The following is a 26,297-nucleotide window of genomic DNA, read 5'->3' as shown; positions in this document are numbered from 1 at the left end:
TGTCGCTCGTGAGCGACCTGCGCGTGCGTGACGTCATCGAACTCCTGGACTCCTGGTACCCGCCGCACCACGCCGACTCGTGGGACGCCGTCGGCACGTCGGTCGGCGACCCCAGCGCGCCGCTGCGGCGGATCCTGCTCGCGGTCGACCCGGTGCAGGCGGTCGTGGACGAGGCGGTCGCGTCCGACGCCGACCTCGTCGTCACGCACCACCCGCTGATGCTGAAGGGCGTCCACTCGGTCGCCACGACGACCCCCAAGGGGCGCGTGGTCACCGACCTCGTCCGCCACGGCATCACGCTCCACACCTGCCACACCAACGCCGACTCGCCGGCGCTCGGCGTCTCCGACTCGATGGCTCGCGCCCTGGGACTCACCGACCTCGCACCGCTCGACCCGGACGTGGTCGATCCGCTGGACGCCTGGGTCGTGTACGCCCCGCGCGAGGCCGCGGACGCCGTCGCCGCCGCGATGCACGACGTCGGTGCCGGGGCCGTCGGTGACTACGACCGCTGTCAGTTCGTGAGCGACGGGACCGGCTCGTTCCGCCCTGGCGGCGGCGCGTCGCCGGCCATCGGCAGCGTCGGGGAGGTGGAGCGGGTCGACGAGACCCGGATCGAGATGGTCGCCGCACGCCACCTGCGTACGGCGGTGCTGGCGGCCGTGCGCTCGGCCCACCCGTACGAGGAGGTGGCGTACACCGTCGCCGAGATGGCCGGTGTGCCGGAGGGCGACCGCGGCAGCGGACGGCTGGGGCTGCTCCCGGAGCCGATGACGCTCGCGGACTTCGCCGCGCACGTCGTACGCGCGCTGCCGCGACACCACAGCGCGACGCGGGTCGCCGGCGACCCCGACTCCGTGATCAGCCGGGTCGCGGTGTGCGGGGGATCGGGCGACTTCCTGCTCGACCGCGCGCGGTCCGCGGGCGTGGACGCCTACGTCACGTCCGACCTGCGGCACCACCCCGTCTCGGAGCTGCGTGAGCAGCCTGACGCCCCTGCGGTGGTCGACGTCCCGCACTGGGCGGCGGAGTGGACCTGGCTCCCAGTGCTCGCCGACCGGCTGCGCGGCTGGCTCGCCGAGCAGGGGAGTACGGTTCAGGTCCAGGTGTCCGGCCTCGTCACCGACCCGTGGACGTCGCACCTCGGGTCGCCGAAGTAATACGGTGGAGCCGGTCATGTCCAGCGGTACGCACGCACGCGTCCGTACCCGTCAGAGGAGCCCACGCTGAAAGCCGACCCGTTCGACCAGCTCGCCCTGCTCGAGGTGCAGGCCATCGACTCGCAGCTCGCCCAACTCGCGCACCGTCGTAAGAACCTCCCGCAGGTCGCCGTGCTCGCCGAGCTGCGAGCGGAGCGCGAGACGGTGCACGCGCGCAGCGTCCAGGCGCAGACGAAGGTCGCCGACCTGACCGCCGACCAGACGAGGGCCGACCGCGAGGTCGCCGCCGTCCGCGCGCGCCGCGACCGGGACCAGACCCGGCTCGACTCGGGCCAGGTGACGAACCCGAAGGACCTCCAGAGCATCCAGCACGAGATCGTCGCGCTCGACCGGCGCATCGCCTCGCTCGAGGACGACGAGCTCGAGGTGATGGAGGAGCTCGAAGCCGCCCAGAGCGAGCTGGCCGCCGCCACCGACGCGCTCGCGTCGCTGGACGCGCGCATCGCCGAGGAGCTCGGCGGTCTCGAGGTGTCGACCGCTGAGCTCGATGCATCCGCCGAAGCCCTGCGCGCCGAGCGCGGGCCGACGGTCGAGCGGGTCTCGGAGCCGCTGCTCCAGCTCTACGCGAAGGTCCGCGAGAGCCACGGCGGCGTCGGAGCCGCCGCGCTGCGACACAAGCGCTGCGAGGGCTGCCGGCTCGAGATCAACGGAGCCGACCTGCGCGAGATCGGTGCCACGCCGTCGGACCAGGTGCTCCGGTGCCCCGAGTGCAACCGCATCCTCGTCCGGACCGGCGAGTCAGGTCTGTGAGCACGCCACGGCGAGTGATCGTCGAGGCGGACGGCGGCTCTCGGGGCAACCCGGGACCCGCGGCGTACGGTGCCGTGCTGCGCGACGCCGACAGCGGCACGGTCCTCGCCCAGCGAGCGGAGACGATCGGGGTCGCGACGAACAACGTCGCCGAGTACTCCGGGCTCATCGCGGGCCTCGAGCTCGTCGCGGAACACGCCCCGGGTGCTGAGGTCGAGGTGCGGATGGACTCCAAGCTCGTCATCGAGCAGATGGCCGGCCGCTGGAAGATCAAGCATGCGTCGATGAAGCCGCTGGCGGCGAGGGCCAAGGAGCTCGCGCCCGCCGGTGTCGTCTGGACGTGGATCCCGCGCGAGCGCAACACCGCTGCCGACGCGATCCTCAACGAGGCGCTCGATGCGGCGAAGCGTGGCGGGCCTGCCACTGCGCCTGCTGCCGCTGCGGGACGAGCCGTCGAGCCCTCCGCCGTGCCCGCGGACACGGGGGCAGACACGGGGACCCGCAACCCGATGGTCGGGTGGCGCGACCCGCTCGCGGACCCGCCGACGACGCTGACCCTCGTCCGCCACGGCGCGACCGACAACACGATCGCCAAGGTGTTCTGCGGGACCGGCGGCTCGGATCCCGGGCTGAACGACGAGGGTCGGGCGCAGGCGGCGCGAGCGGCCGCGTACGTCGCTGCCGAGGGGGCCGACGTCGTCGTGTCGTCGCCGCTGCGTCGGTGCCGCGAGACCGCGCAGGTGGTCGCCGACGCGTTGGGACTCGACGTCGTCGTCGACGGCGGCCTGCAGGAGACGGAGTTCGGCGAGTGGGACGGCCTCACCTTCGCGCAGGTGAAGGACCGCGACCCGGTGACCCTCGACCGGTGGCTCGCGTCCACCGCGATCGCACCGCCGGGCGGGGAGTCGTACGACGAGGTCTTCGCACGGGTCCAGCGTCTGCAGCGGCGCCTCGTGGCGGCGTACGGGGGGCGTCGTGTCGTGCTCGTGAGTCACGTGACGCCGATCAAGATGTTCGTCCGGCTCGCGCTCGACGCGCCGATGCCGGTCATCCACCGCCTCGAGCTGCAGCCCGCGTCGGTGAGCACGGTGCGGATCTGGCCGGACGGCATCGCGACGCTCCGCGCGTACGACGTCGTGCCACCCGCCTGACGCCGCCCCCGCCCGCCCGGAGGGGACGCTCAGACCTCGGTCACGATGACGTCGAGGCGGCTGCCGTGCTCCTCGACGGTCCAGCCGAGGTCGCGCAACGTGGCCGCGAGCCCGCCGACCGTCCGCGGCGATGCGCCCTCGGCGAGGAGCGCCCGCACGATCCGGCCCTTGGTCGCCTTGTTGAAGTGGCTGACGACCGTACGACGTCCGCCGGCCTCGTGCAGGACGCGCACCGTCGCGAGCCGGTCCGCCGGTCCGGTCGGCTTCCAGAGCGCGGCGTAGGTCGAGGAACGCAGGTCGACGAGCAGACCCGACCCTCTCGCTTCCTCGACCGCCGGGCCGAGCTCGCCGCGCCACTGGCTTGCGATCGTGCCGAGCCCCGGCAGGGTGACGTTGCCCGAAAGCCGGTACGCCGGGATCCGATCCGCCGGTCGCAGCAGCCCGAAGAGCGCGCTCGCGAACGCCAGCGACCTGCTCGCCCGGCGCCGGGCGGCGGGATCGAGGGTGTCGAGGTCGAGCGCGGCGTACAGGACGCCGTCGTACACCGCGTCCGCGCGTGCTGTCGGCTGCGTCCACAGTCCGGCGTCGCGATCGAGCGCATCGGTCTGGGTCGGCCCGAGACCGAGCACGTCCGCAGCCTTCTCACGATCGTCGACGCAGAGCGCCACGAGCGCCTCCGCGATGCGGCGCCGCGTGTCGGTCAGCGCCGGGAACGCGAGCGTGTCGAGATCGAGCGGGCGACCCCGCCGCGGGACGGACTTGCCTTCGGACGGAGGGAGGAGGACCAGCACGCAGCGATCCTACGGAGCGTACGTCGGCCCGTCCGCGTCGACCTGCACGAGCGCTGCGCTTCTCTAGGGTGGACGGCATGACGCGCGCGTACTTCTCGATCGCCCCGGAGGCCGTTCCCGAGCTCGAAGGCCGCATCGACGCCATCGCGGACGAGCTCGAGGTGCGCCAGGGCTTCTCGCCGGAGGTCCTCGCCGAGGCCGAGGCGGCCGCCGGGCAGGTCGACCTGCCGGCCCTCGACCGTACGGACCTGCCGCTGCTCACCATCGACCCGCCTGGAGCGAAGGATCTCGACCAGGCGATGTTCATCGAGCGCAGCGGCGACGGGTGGACGGTGCACTACGCGATCGCCGACGTGGTGTCGTACGTCCGGCCGGGCGGGGCCGTCGACGCCGAGGCGCACCGCCGGGGACAGACGCTGTACGCGCCGTCGCGGCGGATCCCGCTGCACCCGCCGGCGCTGTCCGAGGACGCGGCGAGCCTGCTCCCCGAGGTCGTACGTCCTGCCGTGCTGTGGTCGATCGACCTCGATGCCGACGGTCGCCAGCGTGACGTGCGGGTGGAGCGGGCCCGGGTCAGGAGCACGGCGCAGCTCGACTACGAAGGCGTGCAGGCCCAGGTCGAGGCCGGGCGCGGACCGGAGACGCTGGCGCTCCTGCGTGAGGTGGGCGAACGACGCGAGGCTCTCGAGGCCGAGCGCGGCGGCGTGAGCCTGCCGTTGCCCAGCCAGGAGATCGAGCGGGCTGCCGATGGCTCGTGGTCGCTGACCTACCGGCAGCTTTTGCTGTCGGAAGGCTGGAACGAGCAGATCTCGCTGATGACGGGGATGGCGGCGGCGGGGTTGATGCTCGAGGCGGAGGTCGGGCTCGTACGCACCCTGCCGCCCGCCGACGAGCACGGGCTGCGCCGGCTGCGGCGAGCGGCGCGCGGACTCGGGATCGAGTGGCCGGCCGACATGGCGTACCCGGAGCTCGTCCGCACCCTCGATCCCACGTTGCCGCACCACCTCGCGATGCTCGACGCGTGCACAGGGCTGCTGCGCGGTGCCGGCTACGTCGCGTTCGATGGCGACGCGCCGGCCGACGCCGAGGCCGAGCACAGCGCGATCGCCGCGCCGTACGCTCACGCGACAGCGCCGCTGAGGCGGCTCGCCGACCGTTACGTCAGCGAGGTGTGCCTGGCCGTCAGCGGCGGGAGCGAGGTCCCGGCCTGGGCGCGGGAGGGACTCGTGGCCCTCCCGGACGTGATGGGAGCGACGGGTCGGGTCGCCTCGCGCTTCGATCGAGCCGTCCTCGATCTCGTCGAGGCCGTCGTGCTGTCCGACGCGGTCGGCCGGTCGTTCGGCGGCGTGGTGATCGACGCTGACGACAAGGACCCCGCGAAGGGCTCGATCCTGCTGGACGATCCGGCCGTCGAGGCACCCGTCGTCGGGACGGCGCCGCTGCCGCTCGGCGAGCTCGTGCGCGTGACGCTCGAGGAGGCCGACGTCGACGCCCGGAGCGTCCGATTCCGCCTCGCGTAGACCGTCGCGTTGGTCAGTGCGTGGTCACCGTACGCGCGCCGGTGACTACGCAGGCACCGATGGAGCGGTGGCTCAGAGCCAGCCGACCCCGTCGGCGATCAGCAGCAGGCCGAATCCGGCGAACAGGAGAGCGGCGCCGTACCGGATGACCTTCTCCGGCAGCTGACGACCGAGCCACGCGCCGAGCAGGATGGCCAGGGCGTCGGCAGCGACCATGCCGAGCGTGCTGCCGATCCACGTGCCGAGCCAGTTCTCCTGCGTCGCCAGCGTGATCGTGGCGAGCATCGTCTTGTCGCCGAGCTCCGCGAGGAAGAACGCGCCGCCGACCGCCCACACGGCGGCGCCGGAGCTCCGCTGAGCCTTCGAGCGCTCCTCGACGGAGAGCTCGTCGCCGCGAAGCGTCCACGCGGCAAAGCCGAGGAAGGCGATGCCCGCGACGAGGGTGATCCAGTGCTGCGCGTCCGCGAACGCCTCACCGACCCAGAAGCCGATGCCGACGGATGCGAGGTGCACGACGGCGGTGGCGACCGTGATGCCGATCAGGACGTCGCGAGGACGGTAGCGAGACGCGAACGTCATCGCCATCAGCTGGCTCTTGTCGCCGAGCTCGGCCACGAAGATGACCACCGTGCTCAGCAAGAACGCGTACAGCATGAAAAAAAGCTCCTCGTCACCTGGACGAAGAGCCTGGGAGCGCCTTCGACCAGGCACGTCCGTAGGGTCGTGTCACTGGCCGAAAGTCTCGTCCGCGCCACCTGAGGTGACGCCTTCCGTACCGGACCCGAAGGTCAGTGTGTCGACACGGATGTTGGGGACTACTCCCTTTCGCGTGCTCGAGTCTACGCGGTGGGACGGCGGTCCACCAAATGAGGCTGGACTCCCGGCGGTCGGCTACCCTGTCGAACGCGGATGAGTCGGCCGGGCGGCCGCGTCGTCGTCGGTGCGCACCGACGATGCCGAGGAAGGTCCGGACTCCACAGAGCAACGGTGGTGGGTAACACCCACCCACGGTGACGTGCGGGACAGTGCCACAGAGAGCAAACCGCCAGCGGCCTCACGCGAGTGAGGTGCGGGTAAGGGTGAAAGGGTGGGGTAAGAGCCCACCAGCGCCTCGGGTGACCGGGGCGGCTAGGTAAACCCCACCGGGAGCAAGACCAAGAAGGGCCTCCGGGCCCGCGCAGGCGTCGAAGCTGCTCGCCGAGCCTGCGGGTAGGTTGCTGGAGCGTCGCGGCGACGCGGCGCCGAGATAGATGGTCGCCGGGGTGGGGAGACACCCTGACAGAATCCGGCCTACAGGCCGGCTCATCCGCCCCCTGGGGATTCCAGCTGCTGGCAGGCTACGGGCATGACGACTTTCAAGGTTGCAGACGCCATCGGGTCGGTCACCGAGTACACCGGGGACTACTTCATCAACGACGCCGGTGTGCTTGCCGTCAGGCCCGACGCCGGCCGGTCAGTCATCTACTCCCCGTCCGGCTGGCGGTCGTTGGTGGTCGTCGACGGCCCGGACCAGAACGTGGTCTGGCGCGAGTGAGTCCCGGGCAGATCGACAGTCTGATCTGCGCAGTTTAGACTGTCGATATGCCGCGCGATCAGTTCGCTCCCGTCTCTGCATCGGCCCAGCGTCTGTCCGTCGACCTCCGCGTGATCTTCGGTCGCCTTCGACGCAGGCTCCTCGAGGTCACCGACTCCGACGACCTGACGCCCTCGCAGGCCTCGGTGCTCGCGCGTGTCGGCAAGGGTGAGGCGGTCACTGCGAGCGGCCTGGCAGCCGTGGAGCGCGTGCGTCCGCAGTCGATGGCGACGCTCCTTGCCTCGCTCGAGCAGCGCGGGCTCGTCGTCCGTACCGCCGACCCGACGGACGGCCGCCGCCAGATCGTCGGACTCACCGAGGACGGTCGCCGGCGGGTCGACGGTGGCAGAGCTGCCCAGGAGGCCTGGCTGCCGCACCTGATGCAGGAACGCTTCACCGAGGCGGAGCGACAGACCCTGCTCGAGGCTGTGGCCCTGCTCGACCGGCTGACCGAGTGACATCACGGCCGTGACCGTCATCGCTGCGACCCCGTCGGCAACCTTCGACCGGCGGCTCCTGGCGCCGATCATGATCGGCGCCGTCCTCAACCCCGTCAACACCTCGATCATCGCCGTCGCGCTGGTCCCGATCGCCGTCGCGTTCGACGCGCCGACGTCGCAGGCGATCTGGCTCGTGTCGGCCCTGTACCTCGCGACCGCGGTCGGTCAGCCGCTCGCCGGCCGGCTCGTGGACGCGTACGGCGCACGCCCGGTCTACCTCGTCGGTGCCGCCCTGACCGCAGCTGCCGGGCTCGTCGGGACGTTCGCCCCGAGCCTGGCGGTGCTGGTCGGGGCACGGGCGGTCCTCGGGCTCGGCACCTGTGCCGCGTACCCGGCAGCGATGTCGCTCGTGCGCAGCGAGGGCGACCGGACGGGGCACCGGGCGCCCACCGGCGTCCTGACGATGCTCGTCGTGACGTCGCAGATCGTCGCCGTCGTCGGTCCGACCCTCGGTGGCGTGCTCGTCGACGTCGGCGGGTGGCGCGCGACGTACGCGGTCAACGTCCCGCTCGCGCTGGCCTGCATCGTGCTCGGCGCCGTCTACCTTCCCCGCCGTGACCGCGCGCGCTCGACCGGGCGCCGCTCGCTCGACGTCCTCGGGATGACGTGGTTCACCGTCGCCCTGCTCGGCGTCATGATCTTCCTGACCGTGCCACGGCTCTCGCTCGTGTGGCTGCCGGTGGTGGGTGCGCTCGCTGCGGTCGCGTTCGCCGTCCGTGAGATGCGCTGTGCCGAGCCCTTCATCGACCTACGGGTGCTCGCGGGCAACCGGCCGCTGCTGGCGACGTACGTGCGGACGCTCGCCGGCTACACCGTGTCGTACGCCTACATCTACGGGTTCGTGCAGTGGCTCCAGGCGGGGCGCGGCCTGACGCCGTCGCAGGCGGGGTTGCTGCTGCTCCCGACGTTCGCGACAGGGATCGTGGTGACGGTGCTGACCGGCCGGCGACGGGGGATCAGGGTCAAGCTCGTCGTCGGCGCCGTCGCTCAGATCACGGTCAGCGTCGCGATCCTGCTGCTGGCCGACGACCGGACCCCGGTGGCCGTCCTCGTGGGGATCGCCGTCGTGGCCGGTGTCTCGCAGGGGCTCGTGAGCCTGGCGAACCAGAACGCCCTGTACGACCAGGCGGACCCGCGGCGGATGGGTGCGTCCGCGGGACTGTTCCGCACCTTCGGCTACCTCGGCGCGATCATCACGGCGGTCGTGACGGGACAGCTGTTCGGCGACGGCGCCAGCACCACCGGCGTCCGCGAGCTCGCGGTGTTCATGACCGGCGTGGCCGGGGCATCCCTCGCGCTGGCGGTCGCCGACCGCTCGCTCGGCCGGGAGGTCAGGCTCAGCGAGCGGCGCGGCCGAGCAGACCGCGGCGGTCGGCCCAGACCTCGAAGAGGAGCGTGAAGAACGGCGGGATGCTCGACGCCAGCGCAGCGACGGCGACCTTGAATGACCAGCCGAACGACCGCCACGCCACGAGGCACATCACGACGTACAGGACGAAGATGCCGCCGTGGATGGGCCCGAAGACCTTCACGCCGACCTCGGTGGTCTCGAGGACCCACTTGAAGAACATCCCGATCAGGAGTCCGGCCCACGACACCGCCTCGGCGAAAGCGACGACGCGGAACGCCGTACGGGTGCGTGAGTGGCTGGTCTGCGGGGGCGTGGCGATCGTGGTCACGGCATCGACCGTACCGGGCGGCGAGGCGGAGTCCGTCACCGGCTACGACATTGCGTCGTAGATCACGGCAGGGTGAGGATCTCCGCACCCGTGCCGGTGACGAGGAGCGTGTGCTCGAACTGCGCCGTACGGGCCTTGTCCTTCGTCGTCGCCGTCCAGCCGTCGTCCCACATGTCCCACTCGATCGTCCCGAGGGTCAGCATCGGCTCGATCGTGAACGTCATGCCGGGCTTGATGACCGTGTCGTAGCGCGGGTCGTCGTAGTGGGGGACGATCAGCCCGTCGTGGAACGCCGGCCCCACCCCGTGGCCGGTGAAGTCGCGGACGACGCCGTACCCAAACCGCTTCGCGTACGACTCGATGACGCGCCCGACGACGTTGATCTCGCGCCCGGGCTTGACCGCACGGATCGCGCGGGCGAGCGCCTCCTCGGTGCGCTCGACGAGCAGACGCGACTCCTCGTCGACGTCGCCGACGAGGTACGTCTTGTTGGTGTCGCCGTGCACGCCGCCGATGTAGGCGGTGATGTCGATGTTGACGATGTCGCCGTCCTCGAGCGGCCGAGCGTCGGGGATCCCGTGGCAGATCACCTCGTTGACGCTCGAGCACAACGACTTCGGGTAGCCGCGGTAGCCGAGCGTCGACGGGTACGCGCCGTGGTCGACGACGAACGCGTGCCCGATCGCGTCGAGCTCGTCGGTCGTCACTCCGGGGGCGATCGCTGCCTCGACGGCGTCCAGCGCCTGCGCTGCGATCCGTCCGGCGACGCGCATCGCGGCGATCGTCTCGGCGCTGCGGACCTCCGGCCCGTCGTACGGCGTCGGCGCGGTCTTGCCGACGTACTCGGGGGCCTCCACGGACGGGGGGACGCTGCGGCGAGGGGACTGGGAGTGGGCGGTCAGCACGGTCACGGATCGAGTGTAGGTGGGGGCGCGCGTCACGGTCGGCACGTGTCGGCGCTCTCGGGCAGGATGGGGGAAGGAGGTCGAGATGGCGGACGGCACGTTCTACTACTGCATCAAGCACCATGCGGTCGAGGGTGAGGAAGGCTGCCGGGCGATCGATCGCCTCGGCCCGTACGCCTCGCGCGAGGAGGCCGGGCGCGCGCTCGAGATCGCCCAGGAGCGCAACGAGAAGTGGGACGAGGACCCCGACTGGAACGACGACGCGCCGGGTGGATGATGGGGCGTCGATCCCGCCGCGCCCCGAGGAGCCCGTGATGCCCGCTGCACCCCGCCCGTTCGACGACGTGAGCGCCGTCCACCCGTGCGGCGAGGGTGAGTACGCCGCGACCGTCGATGCACAGTGGGGTGTCTCCAACAAGCCCAACGGTGGCTACCTGCTGGCGATGCTGGGCCGCGCCGCCGTCGCTGGCGCGGGCCACGAGCACGTCGTCACCGCGTCGGCGCACTACCTGCACTCGCCCGACGCGGGCGCCGTGACGATCGAGACGACCGTGCTCCGCAAGGGGCGCAGCGCCGACCACGTGCGCGCCACCCTGCGCCAGGACGGCCAGGCGTGCGTCGAGGCGGTGTTCATGATCGGTCATCTCGACGAGGCGACGTCGCCGTACTGGGACGCCGGCGCAGCGGGCCGCCCGAGTGGCGACCGCGATGCCGCGGTGCGCGTGCCGAGCACCAGCCCCACCGGGATGCGCGTGCCGCTGATGGACCAGATCGACCTGCGGCTCGACCCGTCGTGCCTCGGGTTCGCGGTCGGCAGTCCCAGCGGCTCCGGCGAGCTGCGCGGCTGGCTCGAGCTGCTCGACGGTGCGCCGTTCGACACGACGGCGCTGCTGTTCGCGGTCGACGCACTTCCACCCGCGACCATGGAGGTCCGGCCGACGGGCTGGGTGCCGACCCTGGAGATGACGGCGTACGTGCGCGCGCTTCCCGTGCCTGGACCGCTGACGATCCTGCACCGCGCCGGTCTCGTCGAGGCCGAGCGCGTCGACGAGACCACCACGGTCTGGGACAGCGCCGGCCGGCTGGTCGCGCAGGCGACGCAGCTCGCAGGCATCCGGCTGGGCTGACCCCGATCGGCGGTGACCCTGGTCCCACCACGAGCGTGCCGGGTGGGACCAGGCTCACCGCTGCGGCGAGCGGGCGGGAACAGGCTCACCGCTGTGGGACTAGAAGGTGTGCTCCTCGCCGGGGAACGCACCGCTCTCGACGTCGGAGACGTACGCCCGAGCTGCGTCGAGCATCGTCGTCCGCAGGTCGGCGTACTTCTTCACGAAGCGCGGGAGCCGCCCCGCGTTGAGGCCCATCATGTCCTGCCAGACGAGGACCTGGGCGTCGGTCTCGACACCGGCGCCGATGCCGACCGTCGAGATGTGCAGCCGCTTGGTGATCTCGGCCGCGACGTCGCCCGGCACCATCTCCATCACCACCGCGAACGCGCCTGCCTCCTCGACCGCAAGAGCGTCGTCGATCGTCTTCTGCGAGGCGTCGCCGCGGCCCTGGACGCGATAGCCGCCGAGCGCGTGCTCGGACTGTGGCGTGAACCCGATGTGCGCGCACACCGGGACGCCACCCTCGACGAGGCGGCGGATCTGCGGAGCCATCTCTGCACCGCCCTCGAGCTTGACGCCGTGGGCGTGGCCTTCCTTCATGAAGCGCACCGCTGTCTCGTACGCCTGCTCCGGCGAGCCCTGGTAGGAGCCGAACGGCAGGTCGGCGAGCACGAACGCGTGTGGGGCCGAACGGGAGACGGCACGTACCAGCGGGATCAGCTCGTCGACGCTGACGGGGAGCGACGACTCGTACCCGTAGACGTTGTTCGCTGCCGAGTCCCCGACGAGCAGGACGTGCACGCCCGCCTCGTCGAAGATCTGCGCGGCGTACTGGTCGTACGCGGTGAGCATCGTCCACTTCTCGCCGCGCGCCTTCATCTGCGCGAGCGTGTGGGTCCGGACGCGCTTGCGCGCCGCCGGAGCGGTCGCTGCGTCCGGTGCGGACGGGCGGGAGCCGGTGCCGTACGGGGCTGGCTCCTCGGCCGGGCTGCCACCTGTGGTGGCGGAGGGGTTCTCGGACATGATCATCCTTCGTTCTCGCAGCTCCCCGATGGAGTCCACGGACCTCTTCAGGGTGCCACGGAGCAACCGGGCGGACGAACCCCTCAGGCTCGGCCCGCAGTGTGTGATGCGTTACACGGAGGTAAACGCCTCAGTCGTCGGCGAGGTGCTCGCGCCAGCGGTGCGTGATGGGCACCCGGCGGTCGCGACCGAAGTTGCGGCGGGTCACCTTCGGGCCCGGCGGGTACTGGCGGCGCTTGTACTCGGCGCGATCGACGAGGGTCACGACACGCTCGACCAGCGCGGCGTCGTACCCCTCGGCGACGACCGCCTCGGCGGAGAGGTCACGCTCGACGTACGCGTCGAGGATCCCGTCGAGGATCTCGTACGGCGGAAGGGAGTCGGTGTCGAGCTGGCCGGGGCGCAGCTCCGCCGAGGGCGGCTTGCTGATCGCGTTCTCCGGGATCGGCGGCTGCTCGCCGCGCGCCTCGGCGTACGCGTTGCGCCAGCGGGAGAGCTCCCAGACGAGCGTCTTGCGCACGTCCTTGATCGGGGCGTAGCCGCCGACGGCGTCTCCGTAGATCGTGGAGTAGCCGGTCGCGACCTCGGACTTGTTGCCGCAGGCGAGCACCAGGTGGCCCTCCTGGTTGGACAGGCCCATCCAGACGACGGCGCGCACCCGCGCCTGCAGGTTCTCCTCGGCGAGGCCGGTCAGACCGAGCGCACCCTGGAAGGCGTCGACCATCGGTGCGATCGGGACCGTGCGCAGGTCGAGCCCGGTGCGCCGCGCGAGCTCGGCGGCGTCGGAGCGGGAGTGCTCCGTGGAGTACTCGCTGGGGTTGGAGACGCCGAAGACCCGCTCCGGACCCAGCGCGTCGACCGCGATCGCGCCGCACAGTGTCGAGTCGATGCCGCCGGACAGGCCGAGCAGCACCGAACGGAACCCGTTCTTGTCGACGTAGTCGCGCAGTCCGACGACGAGAGCGCGGTAGATCTCCTCGAGGTCGCCCAGCCGCGGCAGGATCGGCGGCGTCACCGGGGCGTACGGAGCGACCGGCTCGCTCGAGATCACGGTGCGGACGACCCGCAGGCCGACGAACCGCGTGTCCGGCGGCGGCATCAGGCGCCGTGCGGCCGGGAGGTCGAGGTCGACGACGATCAGCTCCTCGACGAACTGCGCCGTGCGAGCGACGAGCGTGCCGGAGGCGTCGACGACCAGCGAGTCGCCGTCGAAGACCAGCTCGTCCTGACCGCCGACGAGGTTCACGTACGCGAGGGCGACGCCGCCCTCCACCGCGCGGCGGGTGCACAGGTCGAGGCGGACGTCGTCCTTGTTGGCCTCGTACGGCGAGCCGTTGGGGACGACGAGAAGCCCGGCGCCGGCGGCGCGGACCGCCGAGGCGATGCCGTCACGCCACAGGTCCTCGCAGATCACGGCCGCGACGTCGACGCCGTGGATCTCCACGACGTGCAGGACGTCGCCGGGGACGAAGTTGCGGATCTCGTCGCCGACGCCGTAGTTCCAGAGGTGGATCTTGGACTGGCGCGCGACGATCGCGCCGCCGTGCATGACCGCGATCGCGTTGAGCGGCGCGTTCTTCGGGATGCCGGGACCGTCGGGAACCCCCTCGGCCTGGTCGAGGAAGCCGACGATCGCGACAAGCTCGCCGAGGCCCTCCTCGGCCAGCTGCGCGGCGACCTCCTCGGCCTTCGCGCGCGACGCGGCGATCATCGAGGCACGCATCGCGAGGTCCTCGACCGGGTAGCCGGTGAGGACCATCTCCGGGAAGACGACGAGGTGCGCGCCCGCGGCGTGGGCCTCGCGACAGCGGCTGAGCACGAGCTCGGCGTTGAAGTCGAGGTCTCCGACGCGGGCATTGACCTGGGCGAGAGCGACACGCAGCTGAGGCACGCCCCGAGCCTAGCGTCCGCGATTTGTGGAGTTCGTCCAGGAATTGCGGACCGGATTCCTTGACCAACTCCACAAATCGGGGAGGGGCGGCGGACGCGGCGGACCCGGTTCACCCGCCCGTCACGATTCACGGGCACACTAGGCCCATGGGTAAGCAGGAAGACTTCGTGCTGCGCGCGCTCGAGGAGCGTGACGTCCGCTTCGTACGCCTCTGGTTCACCGACGTTCTCGGGCACCTGAAGTCGGTCGCCGTCGCGCCGGCCGAGCTCGAAGGCGCCTTCGACGAGGGCATCGGGTTCGACGGCTCGGCGATCGAGGGCTTCGCGCGCGTCCACGAGGCCGACATGCTGGCGAAGCCGGATCCGTCGACGTTCCAGATCCTGCCGTGGCGCGGCGAGACGCCGGCCACCGCGCGCATGTTCTGCGACATCCAGCTCCCCGACGGCAGCCCCTCGTACGCCGACCCACGGTTCGTCCTCAAGCGGACGCTCGCGAAGGCCGCCGAGATGGGCTTCACGTTCTACACGCACCCCGAGGTCGAGTTCTTCCTCTTCAAGGGCAAGCCCGCCCCGGGTGAGCGGCCGATCCCGGTCGACGACTCCGGCTACTTCGACCACACGGCGCAGGGCGGCGGCCAGGACTTCCGCCGCGAGGTCATCACGATGCTCGAGGCGATGGGCATCTCCGTCGAGTACAGCCACCACGAGGGCGGGCCCGGCCAGCAGGAGATCGACCTCCGCTACGCCGACGCGCTCACCACCGCCGACAACATCATGACGTTCCGTACGGTCGTCCGTGAGGTCGCGCTGTCGCAGGGGCTGTGGGCGAGCTTCATGCCGAAGCCGTTCACCGAGCACCCGGGCTCGGGCATGCACACGCACATGAGCCTGTTCGAGGGCGACGAGAACGCCTTCTACGAGGCCGGCTCCGAGTACCAGCTGTCGCGCACCGGCCGCTCGTTCATCGCCGGGATCCTGCAGCACACGCCGGAGATCACCGCGATCACGAACCAGTGGGTCAACTCGTACAAGCGCCTGATCTTCGGCGGCGAGGCTCCCTCGTACGTCTGCTGGGGCCACAACAACCGCTCCGCGCTGGTCCGGGTGCCGATGTACAAGCCGCACAAGGGCGGCTCCGCCCGCATCGAGCACCGGGCGATCGACTCGGGGTGCAACCCGTACCTCGCGTTCGCCATGGTGCTCGCCGCCGGCCTCAAGGGCATCGAGGACGGCTACGAGCTGCCGCCGGAGGCCGAGGACGACGTGTGGGCGCTCACCGAGGCGGAGCGTCGTGCGCTCGGCATCGCGCCGTTGCCGCGCAACCTGGACGAGGCGATCCGCGAGATGGAGAGCAGCGAGCTGGTCGCGGAGACGCTCGGCGAGCACGTCTACGACTTCTTCCTCCGCAACAAGCGCACGGAGTGGCACGACTACCGCACGCAGGTCACCCAGTTCGAGCTCGACCGGCTGGTCACGCGGGTCTGAGCGTGCCGGACGACCAGAGGCCCCAGCGCGTACGCACGACGTCGGGGTGGCTCGCCCGCCTCGGGTTCGCCGATCCCGACGAGGCGGCGACGCTGCTCGAGGAGTGCGAGCTGCGGTCGACGGCTGTCGTCGAGCGCGTCGCGCAGGGCGCTGATCCCGATCTGGCCCTGCGGCGCCTGTGCGAGATCGCCGGCGCGTTCGCGTCGCGGGCCGGGACGGGGGAGCACCTCGTCACCCACCTCGAGGCCGACCCTGAGCTGCTGACCCGGCTCGTGGCTGTGCTGGGCGGCAGCCACGCGCTGGGGGAGTTCCTGGTGCTGCATCCTGAGGCGGTGCTCGACCTGCGTGCGTCGACGATGCCGGTGGAGCCGCGCGACCAGGCGGCCTTCGAGCGTGTCCTCGGCGACGTGACCGACCGCGACTCGCTGCGCGTCGCCTATCGCCGCCAGCTCCTCCAGATCGCTGCCCGTGACCTGACGCGTCGGAGCAGCTACGAGACGACGGCGGCCGAGCTGTCCGACCTCGCTGGGGCGACGCTCGCGACCGCGTTGCGCCTCGCGCGCGAGGAGGTCGACGACTCCGAGACCGCCCGTCTCGCCGTGATCGCGATGGGCAAGTGCGGTGGCCGGGAGCTCAACTACGTCAGCGACGTCGACGTCGTCTTCGTGCATGCGGCCGCCGACGGCGCCGACGAGCAGAAGGCGACGCGGGTCGCGACGCGGCTGGCATCGACGCTGATCCGGATCTGCGGGGAGCACACCCGCGAGGGCACGATCTGGGAGGTCGACGCGAACCTGCGGCCGGAGGGCAAGGACGGCCCGCTGGTCCGTACGCTGCCCAGCCACGTCGCGTACTACGAGCGCTGGGCGAGCACGTGGGAGTTCCAGGCCCTCCTCAAGGCGCGCCCCGTCGCCGGTGACGCCGAGCTCGGCCGGGAGTACGTCGAGGCGCTCGCGCCGATGGTGTGGGACGCCGCGACCCGCCCGAACTTCGTCGCCGACACGCGCGCGATGCGTCGCCGGGTCATCGACAACATCCCCGCGCCACAGCTCGACCGGGAGCTCAAGCTCGGCCCCGGCGGGCTGCGCGACGTCGAGTTCGCCGTGCAGCTCCTCCAGCTGGTGCACGGCCGGACGGACGAGCGTCTCCGCGTGCGGTCGACGACGGAGGCGCTGCGTGCGCTCGTCGACGGCGGGTACGTCGCGCGTACCGACGGCGCCTCGATGACCGAGGCCTACACCTTCCTGCGCATGTTCGAGCACCGCATCCAGCTCGACGGACTCCGCCGCACGCACCTGGTGCCGAGCGACGACGAGACGCTGCGCATGATCGGCCGCACCCTCGCGTACCGCACCGATCCCGCACGCAACCTCCTCAAGGACTGGCAGGCGCAGCGGCGCGAGGTGCTGCGGCTCCACCAGAAGCTGTTCTTCCGCCCGCTGCTCGATGCGGTCGCCGCCATGCCGTCGGACGCGCTGCACCTCACGCCGGAGGCGGCGCAGGCCAGGCTCGAAGCCCTCGGGTACGCCGACCCGCGTGCCGCGCTGACGCACCTGCGGGCGCTGACGTCGGGGATGCGCCGGTCGGCCGCGATCCAGCGCCAGCTGATGCCCGCGATGCTCGCGTGGTTCGCCGAGTCGCCGAACCCCGACGGTGGTCTGCTCGCGTTCCGCAAGGTCTCGGAGAGCCTCGGCGGGACCCACTGGTACCTCCGCAAGCTGCGTGACGAGGGCAGCGGCGCCGAGCAGCTCGCGAAGATGCTCGCCGGCAGCGCGTACGTCACCGACCTGATCCAGCGTGCGCCGGAGTCGGTGGCGATGCTGGGTGACGACAACGAGCTCGAGCCACGGACGTACGACCGGATCGTGACCGAGACCCGCTCGGCCGCGCGCCGCCACGACGACCCTGCCGAGGCGACCCGCACCGTGCGCCGCGTGCGTCGGCGTGAGCTGTCGCGGATCGCGATGTCCGACGTGCTCGGCCGGGTCGACGTGGTCGAGGTCGGGCACGCGCTCAGCGACCTGACCACGGCGACCCTCGAGGCCGCGCTGGACATCGCGACGCGCGCGGTCGAGCAGCAGCGCGGCACGTCGCTGCCCACGCGCGTCGCGGTCGTGCTGATGGGGCGCCTCGGGGGCCGGGAGATGGGGTACGGCTCCGACGCCGACGTGATGTTCGTCCACGACCCGTTGCCTGGTGCGGACGAGTCGGCGGCGAGCCAGGCGGCGACGGCCGTGGCGACCGAGCTGCGTCGCCTCCTCGGCACCGCGGGCCCGGACCCGGCGCTCGAGGTCGACGCGGACCTGCGGCCGGAGGGGCGGTCCGGTCCGCTCGTCCGCACGCTCGCCTCGTACCGCGCCTACTACGCCCGCTGGTCGATGGTGTGGGAGGCGCAGGCGTTGCTGCGTGCCGCCCCGGTCGTCGGAGACCCCGAGCTGTGCGCCGCGTTCCGCGCGCTGATCGACCCGTTGCGCTGGCCGGGGGAGGGCATCTCCCAGGCAGACGTGCAGGAGGTCCGCCGGATCAAGGCACGCGTCGACGCGGAGCGGCTGCCTCGCGGCGCGGATCCGGCGACGCACCTGAAGCTCGGTCGAGGCGGCATCGCCGACGTCGAGTGGACCGTGCAGCTGCTGCAGATGCAGCACGCCCACGCGGTGGAAGGCCTCCGGACGACCGAGACGCTCCCGGCGCTGCATGCTGCGGCGGAGGCTGACCTGATCGGCTCCGAGGACGCGGCCGTGCTCGGAGACGCGTGGCGGCTCGTGAGCCGGATCCGCAACGCATACGTCCTGCTGCGCAACCGCGCCGGCGCGTCGCTGCCGGAGAACGCCAACGACCGTGCGGGCGTCGCGTGGCTGCTCGGCGGCGGCATCGACGGCGGCGAGCAGATGGTCGACGACTACCTGCGTACGACGCGACGTGCGCGTCAGGTCGTCGAGCGCGTGTTCTGGGGCTGATCAGCCGGGGCTGAGCCCCCTGCGTTGCCCTACGAGGTCCAGGTGACCGGGTCATGGTCGGCCGGTGCGGGGCCGGCCGACCATCTCGGTCGATCCATTACCCTGCGGACCGCTCCCCAGTGATGAGTGCGGCCCGTTCGCCTGTCGTCAGACCACCCCAGACGCCGTACGGCTCCTTCACCTTGAGCGCGTGCTGCAAGCACTGGTCGCGCACCGTGCACCGTGCACAGTACGTCTTCGCCAGGTGCTCGCGAGCGTGCCTGCGAGGGCCGCGCTCGGACTCAGGAGAGAAGAACGTCTCGGGGTCGGCCTCACGGCACGCTCCCTCGTACTGCCATTCGTAAGCCTCCATCAGAGGCATTGGAAGGCGGGCAATGCTTGCCATGTTGGTACCCCCTAGTGAACAACGCGGCATGCAACTGGTTCAGAACTTATCCAAATCTGATTCATCGCACAAGATCCATGTGGCGGATTACATTTCTGGGGGTCACACTCGGAGCGAGATACTCCTTCGGTGGGCGAAGGAAGAGAGTCGGCATCGGTGATGCACGTCGAGCCGACAGGACTGGGATCCCTGTCCGGGCGGGGTCTGGAGACGAGCATGGACGAGGAATCCGAGCTCCTCTGGGGCGTGGGGGCGGTGGCCGAGCGTGTCGGTGTCGCGACCCCCACCCTGCGGACGTGGGAGCGCCGCTACGGCATCGGGCCGAGCCGGCGCACCGACGGCGGTCATCGGAGGTACAACGAGACCGACATCCGTCGCGTCCAGCTGATGAACCGCATCGTGAGCAGCGGTGTCCCGGCGCAGTCCGCGGCGCGGGTCGCGCTGTCGCTCGACTCCGGCGGGCTGGTCGCGGCGCTCGCCTCCGACGAGCCGTTGTACGGCGCGCCTGGGCAGGTGATCGCGACGCCTGCGGAGACGGTCGGCCGGATCATCGACACCGGTGCGACGCTCGACGTCGTCGGGCTCACCACGCTGCTCGCCGAGACGATCCGCGACTGGGGGGTCCTCGGCGCCTGGGTCAACGTCCTGGCGCCGGCGTTGCAGGACGCGGCGTTCGCCGTCGCCGACCACAAGCTCGGCGAGGAGGCCGAACGCGTCATCCGCGAGCGGCTCGAGGTCGAGCTGCGGTCGGTCGCGAGGTCGTACGCGCCGCGGTACCTCGGCGGGCGTCCCCTCGTGCTCGCGTCGGTGGACGCCGAGGCCGAGTCGCTGGCCGTGCTGGCGCTGGAGGCGGCGCTGGCCGGCAGGGGAGTGGCGGTCCTGTCGCTCGGCTTCGAGGTGCCCGCGAGCGCGCTGCTCGGGCTCCTCGACCGTGTGACGCCGGCCGCGGTCTACCTGTGGGCGAGCCACGTGCCGACCGCGGCGCTCGTCGACGCCGTGGATGCGTCGGCCGGGGACACGCCCGTCCTCGTCGGCGGCCCCGGCTGGGTCGGGCTCGACACGGGCCTGCTGCAGGTCGAGCTCGTCGCGGCACCCGACCTGCTCGCGGTGGCCGACCGGCTGCTCGGCCTCATGCAGGAGACTCCGGTCGCGCGTCGGTGAGACCGGCGGCGCGACGGCGATCCACAACGGCGCCGACCCGCGCTCGCCTGCGGGCCGAGGCCCGCGCCGCGGCCGCAGGCTGAGCGGCGGTCAGTCTGCCTCGAGCCCCGTCATCGGGTCGCCGTACCGCTCCAGGCGGTCCGCCATGTCCCCGAGCAGCACCTGGCGGACGCTCGCCGGGTCGTCGAGCTCGTCCCAGGTGCGCGGCGCCGCGACCCAGGGACGGGACCGGCCACGCAGCGAGTACGGCGTGACCGTGGTCTTCGCGCGGACGTTCTGGCTCCAGTCCAGGAAGACCTTGCCCCGCCGGTCGGCGCGGCGCATGGCCGACAGCACACGGTCGGGGTGCTTCCCAGACAGCTCGTCGGCGATGCCCCGGGCGTAGTCGCGCAGGGCATCGGGTGAGGAGTCGCGGCCGTGCGACGCGTACAGGTGGAGCCCTTTGCTGCCGCTGGTCACCGGAACGGTCCGCCACCCGTCCGCGTCGAGACGATCGCGTACGAGGTGGCCGACGGCCACCGCCTCCTCGAGGCCGGCGGGCTCACCGGGGTCGAGGTCGATCACGAGCCGGTCGGCGTCACGCACGCCGCCGCGGGGCCCGACCGTCCACTGCGGCGTGTGCAGCTCGAGCGCCGCGAGGTTCGCGAGCCACACCAGGTCCGAGCGGTGCTCGACGATGGGGAACACCAGCGAGTCGCGACCGGTCGAGGAGCCCGGCGTCGCGACCTCGACCGTGCGTACCCAGTCGGGCGTGCCGCGGGGGACGTTCTTCTCGAAGAACGGGTCCTTCTCGACACCGTCGGGCCACCGCTTGCGCGTGCACGGCCGGTCCGCCAGCTGTTTCAGAAGGGGCTCCGCCACCGAGAGGACGTAGTGGATCACGTCGAACTTCGTGGTCCCGTCCTCGGGGTAGAGCACCTTGTCGAGGTTGGTGACCTTGAGGGACCGCCCGTCCACGTCCAGAGTGCTCGACGCCATGCCCACACCATGACACGTGGACGTGCGACAAGCACGGCGCCAGCGGACCCCGCGGAGGTCTAGTCTCGGGCGCGAGGGGGTGGACGCGATGCCCGACGACGAGTGGGTGGAGCTGCGGGTCCACGGAGTCAGCGGTACGCCCGCCGGTTCGATGCTCGACCGGCCGTACGTCTCGCAGGTCGGTGGCGACGACGAGTCGCGCTACTTCCGTTCGGTCGACACCGCCGGCAACGAGCTCGCGGGCCACCACGGCCAGGTGCTCGAGGCGTACCACTGGGGGAGGCTCACCTCCGGGAGCAAGCTCAAGGCGCTCTGGCTGATCCTGCTGCCGTTCGGGATGGTCAACGGCGCCCACTTCATGCTGCCCGCGAGCGGACCAGGTCGTACGGCGCGGGCCCTGCACGCGACCTGCGACGCGCTGCTGCGACTCGTCGGCGTGCTGCTGACCTCGATGTTCGCCTTCGCCGCCGGGCTGGTGCTCATCGACCTCATCGCGTGGCGCTGGGCACCCCAGGCACGATTCATCGGGTCGCTCGAGCCGAGCGTCGTCCTGGGCGCCGCCGTCCTCCTCAGCGCCGCGGTCGTCGTCGTGCTCGCGTTCCTCGGCCGCGGCTACCGTGAGGGTCGCATCATCCAGCTGCGCCAGCGGATCCGTGCCTGGCGCACGCACACGCCGCTGCCCCCCACACCGTCGGTCGAGCCACCGAAGGAACGCGCTGTCACGCCCCTCGCGCAGGAGTCGTTCTACTCGGGCGACTCGCGCACCCCGACGCTGCGTGACCTGCACATCGCCGCGGGCCTCTTCGTCGTCGCGGCGATGGGCGTGTGGGTCGCCCACCCGTTCGCGTGGGAGCGCGAGATGACGTCCCTGCAGCTGGCGATCGCCGGGTGGGTCCTGGTGGTCGTGGTCGTCACGCTCCTCGGTGACCCCGAGCGCGGCACACGCGACCGGATGACCGAGGGGCCGGCATGGCAGGGGCTCTGGAAGGCGGCGACCTCGGTCCTCGGCATCGTCGGTCTCGTCGGCAGCGTCGCGGTGCTCGTGGCCGCCGTCGCCGACATGGGAGGCGTCAACCGGGTCGAGTGGACGGCGCTGCGCGAACGACCCGAGCGGTTCGACGTGATCGCCAACTGGCTCCTCGTCCTCGGCGTCGCGGCACTCCTCGCGCTCTTCGTGGTCAACCTCGCGCTCGTCGTGGTCCGTCGGACGGACCGCCCCCAGAAGGGCAGTCCCGAGCGCTACTTCGCGCCGTACGCGTGGGGGATGGCGGCCGCGCTGTTCACGGCGATCGGCGCCTTCATCGGCGTGGGGTTCTCGGCCGCCGTCGCCACCGGGGTGTCGTCGGCGCTGGATCTGTCGACGCCCGTCACCGGCAGCTCGAACGGCGCGCAGGTCACCGTCGGGACGACGCCGATGCTCGACCGCGTGGCGTACGCATGGGGGCTGAACGTCGTCATCCTCGTGGTCATCATGCTCGTCGTGGTGGCGTGGCGGATGCGGCGGCGGCGCCGTACCGACGAGCGGGTCACCGCGATGTACACCGCGGACGGGTCGCTCCTGGTCCCGCCCCGCTGGGTCTCGCGGGTGCGCTTCGCGGTGCAGAAGGCTCGCGTCAAGAACGCGATCGGCCCGATCTGCCTGGCCTTCGCCAGTGCGGGCATGATCCTGGCCGTCGCGCTCGCCGTCGAGCTCGTCCCGTGCATGAACTCACGCGACCCCAGCACGTGCGGCCACCTCCCTGGCCGTCTCGACCTTCTCAGCCAGCCGAAGTACGTGGTCGGGGTGGACGGCGTCGCGAAGTCCAACCTCGTCGCGCTGTTCGGCGCCTGGCTGCTGATCGCCGCGGCCGGCTGGCTGCTGCTGCAGAGCCGCAAGGCCGTCGCCGAGGAGGGCAAGCGCCGCGGACTCAACGTCGTCTGGGACGTCCTCGCCTTCTGGCCGCACGCGGTCCACCCGTTCTCGCCCCGTGCGTACTCCAAGCGCTGTGTCGAGGACCTTCGTGAACGCATCCGCTGGCACCTCGACCGCCTGCCCGAGGGCGGCACACGTCGTGACCTCGTCCTGTGCGGGCACAGCCAGGGCAGCCTGATCAGCTTCGCGACGATGATGCTGCTCGACGAGTCGGAGCGTGACCGGGTCGCGCTGGTGACGTTCGGGTCCCAGCTGCGGGTGATCTTCCCGAAGGCCTTCCCTGCGTACGTCAACTTCGCGGCGATCACCCGCTTGTACGACGACCTCGACGGTGCCTGGATCAACCTCTACCGGACCACCGACCAGCTGGCGGGGCCGGTCCTCTCGTGGAACCACCAGATCGACACCGACGGGGCGCGGTCGGAGCACTTCCCGAAGCCGCGCGACGGTGCTCGTGCCGACGAGTACGCCGACCCGTACCGCACCCGCCGCTGCGGGGCCGACTGGCGATTCGCCGACCCCGTCGCGTACGACCCGAAGCTCCAGGACGGTGCGGTCGCCGAGATCTACGGCCACTCGTGGTTCGCGCGCAACCCCGACTGGCACGAGTGCATGGCGACCGTGCGAGCGGTCCCGCCACCCGATCGTGGGGCGAAGCTCTCGCAGGCCGAGGAGGAGGCGTGGGAGCTCGCCCGGTCGGCCGGTGCACGGACACGTCCGGACGACCCGCTGACCGAGTAGCCCACCCGCGGCGAGCACTCGGGCCGTACAAAGGCGTCGTCGTCTGGTGGGCGCCGTCCGGCAGGTGATTGACTGACGCCATGGATCTGCTGTCGGGGCACAGGAGGCGGTGCGACGCCGGTGCTGACTGACCCTACGCCTGCGTCGAATCCACCCACGCGACCGCGAAACCGCCGGCAGCTGATCGTCGACGCTGCCGGCCGCGTCTTCAACGAGCGCGGATACCACGCCGCCTCCATGGAGGAGATCGCCGCCCACGTCGGGATCACCGCGCCCGCCCTCTACCGGCACTTCCCGAACAAGTACGCGCTTTTCGCGGAGTGCGCGAACCTTATGGCGGACCGGCTCGTCGAAGCGCTCGACGAGCTGCCCGCCGATGCGAGCCTCGACGCGCTCTTCTCCGCGGCGGCGCGCGTGACGATCGCCCATCGTGCCTCCGGAGGCGTGTACCGGTGGGAGGCGCGCTATCTCAACCCGGACGATCGTCGGATCCTGCGGCTCAAGTTCGCGCACGTCGTCGACCGGGTCGCCGAGTCTGTCCCGGCCGCGGAAGGGACGATCGGAGCCGAGGTTCGCTCCGCAGCAGCGCTCGGCGCCATCGGGTCGATCACCATGCACCACACCCGGATCTCCTCGCCGCGCGCCGAGAAGCTCCTGGTCCGAGCCTCCATGAGAGTGGTCGAGACCGAGTCCCCGAGCGCAGTCTCTGACTCCAGCAGCGGTGTGCCGTCGCCGCCGGTCCCCCGAACCCGACGTGCGGAGATCCTGGCGGCGGCGATCCCGATGTTCGCCCAGGACGGCTTCGCCAACGTGAGCCTCGGCCGCATCGCGGAGGCCGTCGGATTGGCGCCGTCGGCGATCTACCGCCACTATCCCGGGAAGGTCGACATCCTGGCCGCCGGGTGCCTCCAGGCCGCCGGCCTGCTGTCCCAAGCCGCCGAGCAAGCCTTGGCGGGGTGCTCCGACCCGCGTGACGCGCTCGCTGCGTTGGCGTCGACGTACGCCGCCTACAGCTTCGAGCACCGGGCGCTCACCAGCGTCGCCGCCGCGGAGATCGTCGGTCTGCCTGCTGACCTGCAGCGGCCGCTCGTCCTGGCGCAGCGCGAGCACATCGCGATCTGGGGGCAACAGCTGCGGGCGGTCCGGCCTGACCTCAACGACCGGCAGGCGCGGGTGCTGGTCCACGCCGGCTTCGGGGTCGTCGTGGAGGCGGGGCGTCAGCTGCACTGGCACGACTCCGACGACCACCGCCGCGTCGTCGCCGCGCTCATGCTCAGCGCGCTGGGCTGGCAGGCCTGAGCCCCGCTGCCGTACGCAGCGGGGCTCAGGGTGGGTGATCAGCCCGCGCGGTTCCCGGTCGGGATCGTGATCGGGGTGGTGAGACCCGACTCGCCGCGGTTCAGGAACGCCATCGCGATCGCCTTGATCAGCTGGTCGAAGAGGTAGAAGTTCGCCGGCACCAGCGGCAGCAGCCCCTCACGGAACGCGATGTACGCCGGCCAGCCGACCCGGATGAGGCCCGCTGACACGTAGTCGCGCTTGAGCTCCAGCCAGTCGCCGATCTCGTTGCCGAGCTGGTACCGGACGAACTCGTTGAGGAAGCCGCGAGTGACGCCGAGGTCGACCTGGGAGATGAGACCGAGGAGGACCTCTGCGAGCGCCTTGCCCTCCGGCGTGAGGCCGAGGATCGGCGTGAGCACCTGAGCCGACTGGGCGTGGGCAGCGTTCCAGCTGGAGGGAATGTACTCGTCGCGCACACCCAGCATGTGGAGCGCGACCTGCCAGGAGTGCAGGAACGCATCCTGGTCTGCCGACAGCATCGGGATGCCCCACTCCTTCATCTTCTTGTGCGCGAAGGTGCCGGTGCTGTGGAACGTGACGAGGATGTCGGCGTTGCTGATCGGGATGGTCTCGTCGGCCACCGCCTTCCAGTGCGGCGACTGGGGGAGCAGGTGCCGGACGGCGGCGTGGACGAGACGCGTCTTGTTCGAGGTGACCAGGAACTGTCCGGACGTCTCGAAGGCGTTGATGTCGCTGAGGTCGTATCCGAACGAGAAGGTCTTCGCGGCACGGTCCTGCATGTCCGCACCGCCCGCCGACCAGTACACCGACTTGGCCTCTCGGGGGATGACGGTGCTCATGATGCCGCCGCCGAGCCCGTACAGGAAGAACAGGTACATGTCCTTCTTGCGGTTGAAGTTCGCCGCTCGGCGGAGCTTGGCCATGTCCGCCCAGGCGGGGAGCTGCTTCTCGCGCTGGAGGAACGCAGCCAGCTCAGGCGGCAGACCGCTGGGCACCGCCTGTCCGTTGTTGACCCACGGCAGGATCGCGTCGTTGATCGCGGGGACCTGGCCGTTGTCGAGCGCCGAGGCCATGATCTGGTCGATCTCGTCGTCCCAGACCCACTGCGGATCGACCCCCGTCCCAGCGCCGGCGATCGAGCCCGACGGTGACCACGACCATGCGGCCGATGGCGTGACGACGCTGGCGAGGCCGAGGGCGGCTCCGAGTGTCAAGACACCGCGTCTGTTCATGTCGACCATGTGTGCACCTGCTTCCCAGTGAGG

Annotated in this window: 23 protein-coding genes and 1 other RNA gene; 15 read left to right on the top strand and 9 right to left on the bottom strand. The window is 71.3% G+C overall.

The genetic code is table 11. The annotated features are described in order from the left end of the window. The first annotated feature begins 8 nt into the window (after positions 1-8). From GH747_RS08330 to GH747_RS08320, 3 genes are all read left to right on the top strand, one after another. Positions 9-1,160, top strand: coding sequence for a Nif3-like dinuclear metal center hexameric protein (locus tag GH747_RS08330; protein ID WP_149769113.1), 1,152 nt, complete (start codon positions 9-11; stop codon positions 1,158-1,160). 105 nt (positions 1,161-1,265) lie between these two features. Next, positions 1,266-1,970 (top strand): zinc ribbon domain-containing protein, encoded by a 705-nt coding sequence (locus GH747_RS08325; protein ID WP_149769112.1) that lies wholly within the window; start codon positions 1,266-1,268, stop codon positions 1,968-1,970. After that, positions 1,967-3,121 (top strand): bifunctional RNase H/acid phosphatase, encoded by a 1,155-nt coding sequence (locus GH747_RS08320; RefSeq protein WP_149769111.1) that lies wholly within the window; start codon positions 1,967-1,969, stop codon positions 3,119-3,121. The genes GH747_RS08325 and GH747_RS08320 overlap by 4 nt, the downstream gene beginning before the upstream one ends. 29 nt (positions 3,122-3,150) lie before the next feature. Here GH747_RS08320 and GH747_RS08315 read toward each other — a convergent pair whose 3' ends face one another. Further along, entirely contained in the window at positions 3,151-3,912 is a 762-nt protein-coding gene (locus GH747_RS08315; RefSeq protein WP_149769110.1) for a YaaA family protein, read from the bottom strand. Positions 3,913-3,989: 77 nt separating this feature from the next. Here GH747_RS08315 and GH747_RS08310 point away from each other — a divergent pair, with 77 nt between their 5' ends. After that, positions 3,990-5,432, top strand: a complete 1,443-nt coding sequence (locus GH747_RS08310) for an RNB domain-containing ribonuclease (RefSeq protein WP_149769109.1) — start codon at positions 3,990-3,992, stop codon at positions 5,430-5,432. A 72-nt stretch (positions 5,433-5,504) separates the two neighbouring features. On the opposite strand, the gene GH747_RS08305 is transcribed toward GH747_RS08310, so the two are convergent. Then, on the bottom strand, positions 5,505-6,086 hold the full coding sequence (locus GH747_RS08305; RefSeq protein ID WP_149769108.1) for a TMEM165/GDT1 family protein: 582 nt from the start codon (positions 6,084-6,086) through the stop codon (positions 5,505-5,507). Between the two features lie 256 nt (positions 6,087-6,342). Here GH747_RS08305 and rnpB point away from each other — a divergent pair. The 4 genes from rnpB (at position 6,343) to GH747_RS08285 (ending at position 8,904) form a co-directional block, all read left to right on the top strand. Further along, positions 6,343-6,741, top strand: an RNA gene (gene rnpB, locus GH747_RS08300) — RNase P RNA component class A. A 36-nt stretch (positions 6,742-6,777) separates the two neighbouring features. Further along, positions 6,778-6,966 (top strand): hypothetical protein, encoded by a 189-nt coding sequence (locus tag GH747_RS08295; RefSeq protein WP_149769107.1) that lies wholly within the window; start codon positions 6,778-6,780, stop codon positions 6,964-6,966. Positions 6,967-7,013: 47 nt separating this feature from the next. Beyond that, positions 7,014-7,463 (top strand): MarR family winged helix-turn-helix transcriptional regulator, encoded by a 450-nt coding sequence (locus GH747_RS08290; protein WP_149769106.1) that lies wholly within the window; start codon positions 7,014-7,016, stop codon positions 7,461-7,463. A gap of 10 nt (positions 7,464-7,473) precedes the next feature. After that, on the top strand, positions 7,474-8,904 hold the full coding sequence (locus GH747_RS08285) for an MFS transporter (protein ID WP_205602848.1): 1,431 nt from the start codon (positions 7,474-7,476) through the stop codon (positions 8,902-8,904). Here the strand turns inward: GH747_RS08285 and GH747_RS08280 are convergent. Together GH747_RS08280 and map are read right to left on the bottom strand one after the other, a co-directional pair. Continuing rightward, complete coding sequence (locus GH747_RS08280) at positions 8,843-9,184, bottom strand: DUF3817 domain-containing protein (RefSeq protein WP_205602847.1); 342 nt, start codon at positions 9,182-9,184, stop codon at positions 8,843-8,845. The two genes, GH747_RS08285 and GH747_RS08280, sit on opposite strands and share 62 nt — an antisense overlap. Positions 9,185-9,246: 62 nt before the next feature. Beyond that, entirely contained in the window at positions 9,247-10,095 is an 849-nt protein-coding gene (gene map / locus GH747_RS08275) for a type I methionyl aminopeptidase (protein WP_149769105.1), read from the bottom strand. Between the two features lie 79 nt (positions 10,096-10,174). Between map and GH747_RS08270 the strand changes: the two genes are divergently transcribed. Together GH747_RS08270 and GH747_RS08265 are read left to right on the top strand one after the other, a co-directional pair. Then, entirely contained in the window at positions 10,175-10,366 is a 192-nt protein-coding gene (locus GH747_RS08270; protein ID WP_149769104.1) for a hypothetical protein, read from the top strand. Between the two features lie 37 nt (positions 10,367-10,403). Then, the gene (locus GH747_RS08265; RefSeq protein ID WP_149769103.1) at positions 10,404-11,216 is read left to right on the top strand and encodes a thioesterase family protein; all 813 of its coding nucleotides are present in this window, start codon (positions 10,404-10,406) and stop codon (positions 11,214-11,216) included. A gap of 99 nt (positions 11,217-11,315) precedes the next feature. On the opposite strand, the gene panB is transcribed toward GH747_RS08265, so the two are convergent. Both panB and GH747_RS08255 read right to left on the bottom strand, forming a co-directional pair. Beyond that, the gene (gene panB / locus GH747_RS08260; RefSeq protein WP_163695406.1) at positions 11,316-12,221 is read right to left on the bottom strand and encodes a 3-methyl-2-oxobutanoate hydroxymethyltransferase; all 906 of its coding nucleotides are present in this window, start codon (positions 12,219-12,221) and stop codon (positions 11,316-11,318) included. Positions 12,222-12,351: 130 nt separating this feature from the next. Continuing rightward, a complete protein-coding gene (locus GH747_RS08255) occupies positions 12,352-14,112 on the bottom strand; it encodes an NAD+ synthase (protein ID WP_149769101.1) in 1,761 nt (586 codons plus the stop codon). 146 nt (positions 14,113-14,258) lie between these two features. Here GH747_RS08255 and GH747_RS08250 point away from each other — a divergent pair, with 146 nt between their 5' ends. Together GH747_RS08250 and GH747_RS08245 are read left to right on the top strand one after the other, a co-directional pair. Then, a complete protein-coding gene (locus GH747_RS08250) occupies positions 14,259-15,596 on the top strand; it encodes a glutamine synthetase family protein (RefSeq protein WP_149769100.1) in 1,338 nt (445 codons plus the stop codon). Between the two features lie 2 nt (positions 15,597-15,598). Then, complete coding sequence (locus tag GH747_RS08245; protein WP_149769099.1) at positions 15,599-18,553, top strand: bifunctional [glutamine synthetase] adenylyltransferase/[glutamine synthetase]-adenylyl-L-tyrosine phosphorylase; 2,955 nt, start codon at positions 15,599-15,601, stop codon at positions 18,551-18,553. A 97-nt stretch (positions 18,554-18,650) separates the two neighbouring features. Here the strand turns inward: GH747_RS08245 and GH747_RS08240 are convergent, their stop codons facing one another. Beyond that, complete coding sequence (locus tag GH747_RS08240) at positions 18,651-18,905, bottom strand: WhiB family transcriptional regulator (RefSeq protein WP_323740628.1); 255 nt, start codon at positions 18,903-18,905, stop codon at positions 18,651-18,653. A 249-nt stretch (positions 18,906-19,154) separates the two neighbouring features. Between GH747_RS08240 and GH747_RS08235 the strand changes: the two genes are divergently transcribed. Beyond that, on the top strand, positions 19,155-20,099 hold the full coding sequence (locus GH747_RS08235) for a MerR family transcriptional regulator (RefSeq protein ID WP_163695403.1): 945 nt from the start codon (positions 19,155-19,157) through the stop codon (positions 20,097-20,099). A 90-nt stretch (positions 20,100-20,189) separates the two neighbouring features. On the opposite strand, the gene ligD is transcribed toward GH747_RS08235, so the two are convergent. Continuing rightward, entirely contained in the window at positions 20,190-21,077 is an 888-nt protein-coding gene (ligD, locus tag GH747_RS08230) for a non-homologous end-joining DNA ligase (protein ID WP_149769096.1), read from the bottom strand. Between the two features lie 88 nt (positions 21,078-21,165). Here ligD and GH747_RS08225 point away from each other — a divergent pair, with 88 nt between their 5' ends. Both GH747_RS08225 and GH747_RS08220 read left to right on the top strand, forming a co-directional pair. After that, positions 21,166-23,730, top strand: a complete 2,565-nt coding sequence (locus GH747_RS08225) for a hypothetical protein (RefSeq protein ID WP_149769095.1) — start codon at positions 21,166-21,168, stop codon at positions 23,728-23,730. Positions 23,731-23,850: 120 nt separating this feature from the next. Beyond that, positions 23,851-25,029, top strand: a complete 1,179-nt coding sequence (locus GH747_RS08220; protein ID WP_228552835.1) for a TetR/AcrR family transcriptional regulator — start codon at positions 23,851-23,853, stop codon at positions 25,027-25,029. Positions 25,030-25,067: 38 nt separating this feature from the next. Here the strand turns inward: GH747_RS08220 and GH747_RS08215 are convergent, their stop codons facing one another. Next, complete coding sequence (locus tag GH747_RS08215; protein ID WP_228552834.1) at positions 25,068-26,246, bottom strand: oxygenase MpaB family protein; 1,179 nt, start codon at positions 26,244-26,246, stop codon at positions 25,068-25,070. Positions 26,247-26,297 lie beyond the last annotated feature (51 nt).

It is taken from the genome of Mumia xiangluensis (genome assembly GCF_010994095.1).
GTDB lineage: Bacteria > Actinomycetota > Actinomycetes > Propionibacteriales > Nocardioidaceae > Mumia > Mumia xiangluensis.
The sequence above is the reverse complement of the archived record's forward strand: the minus strand, read 5'-3'. Positions and strand labels throughout refer to the sequence as shown.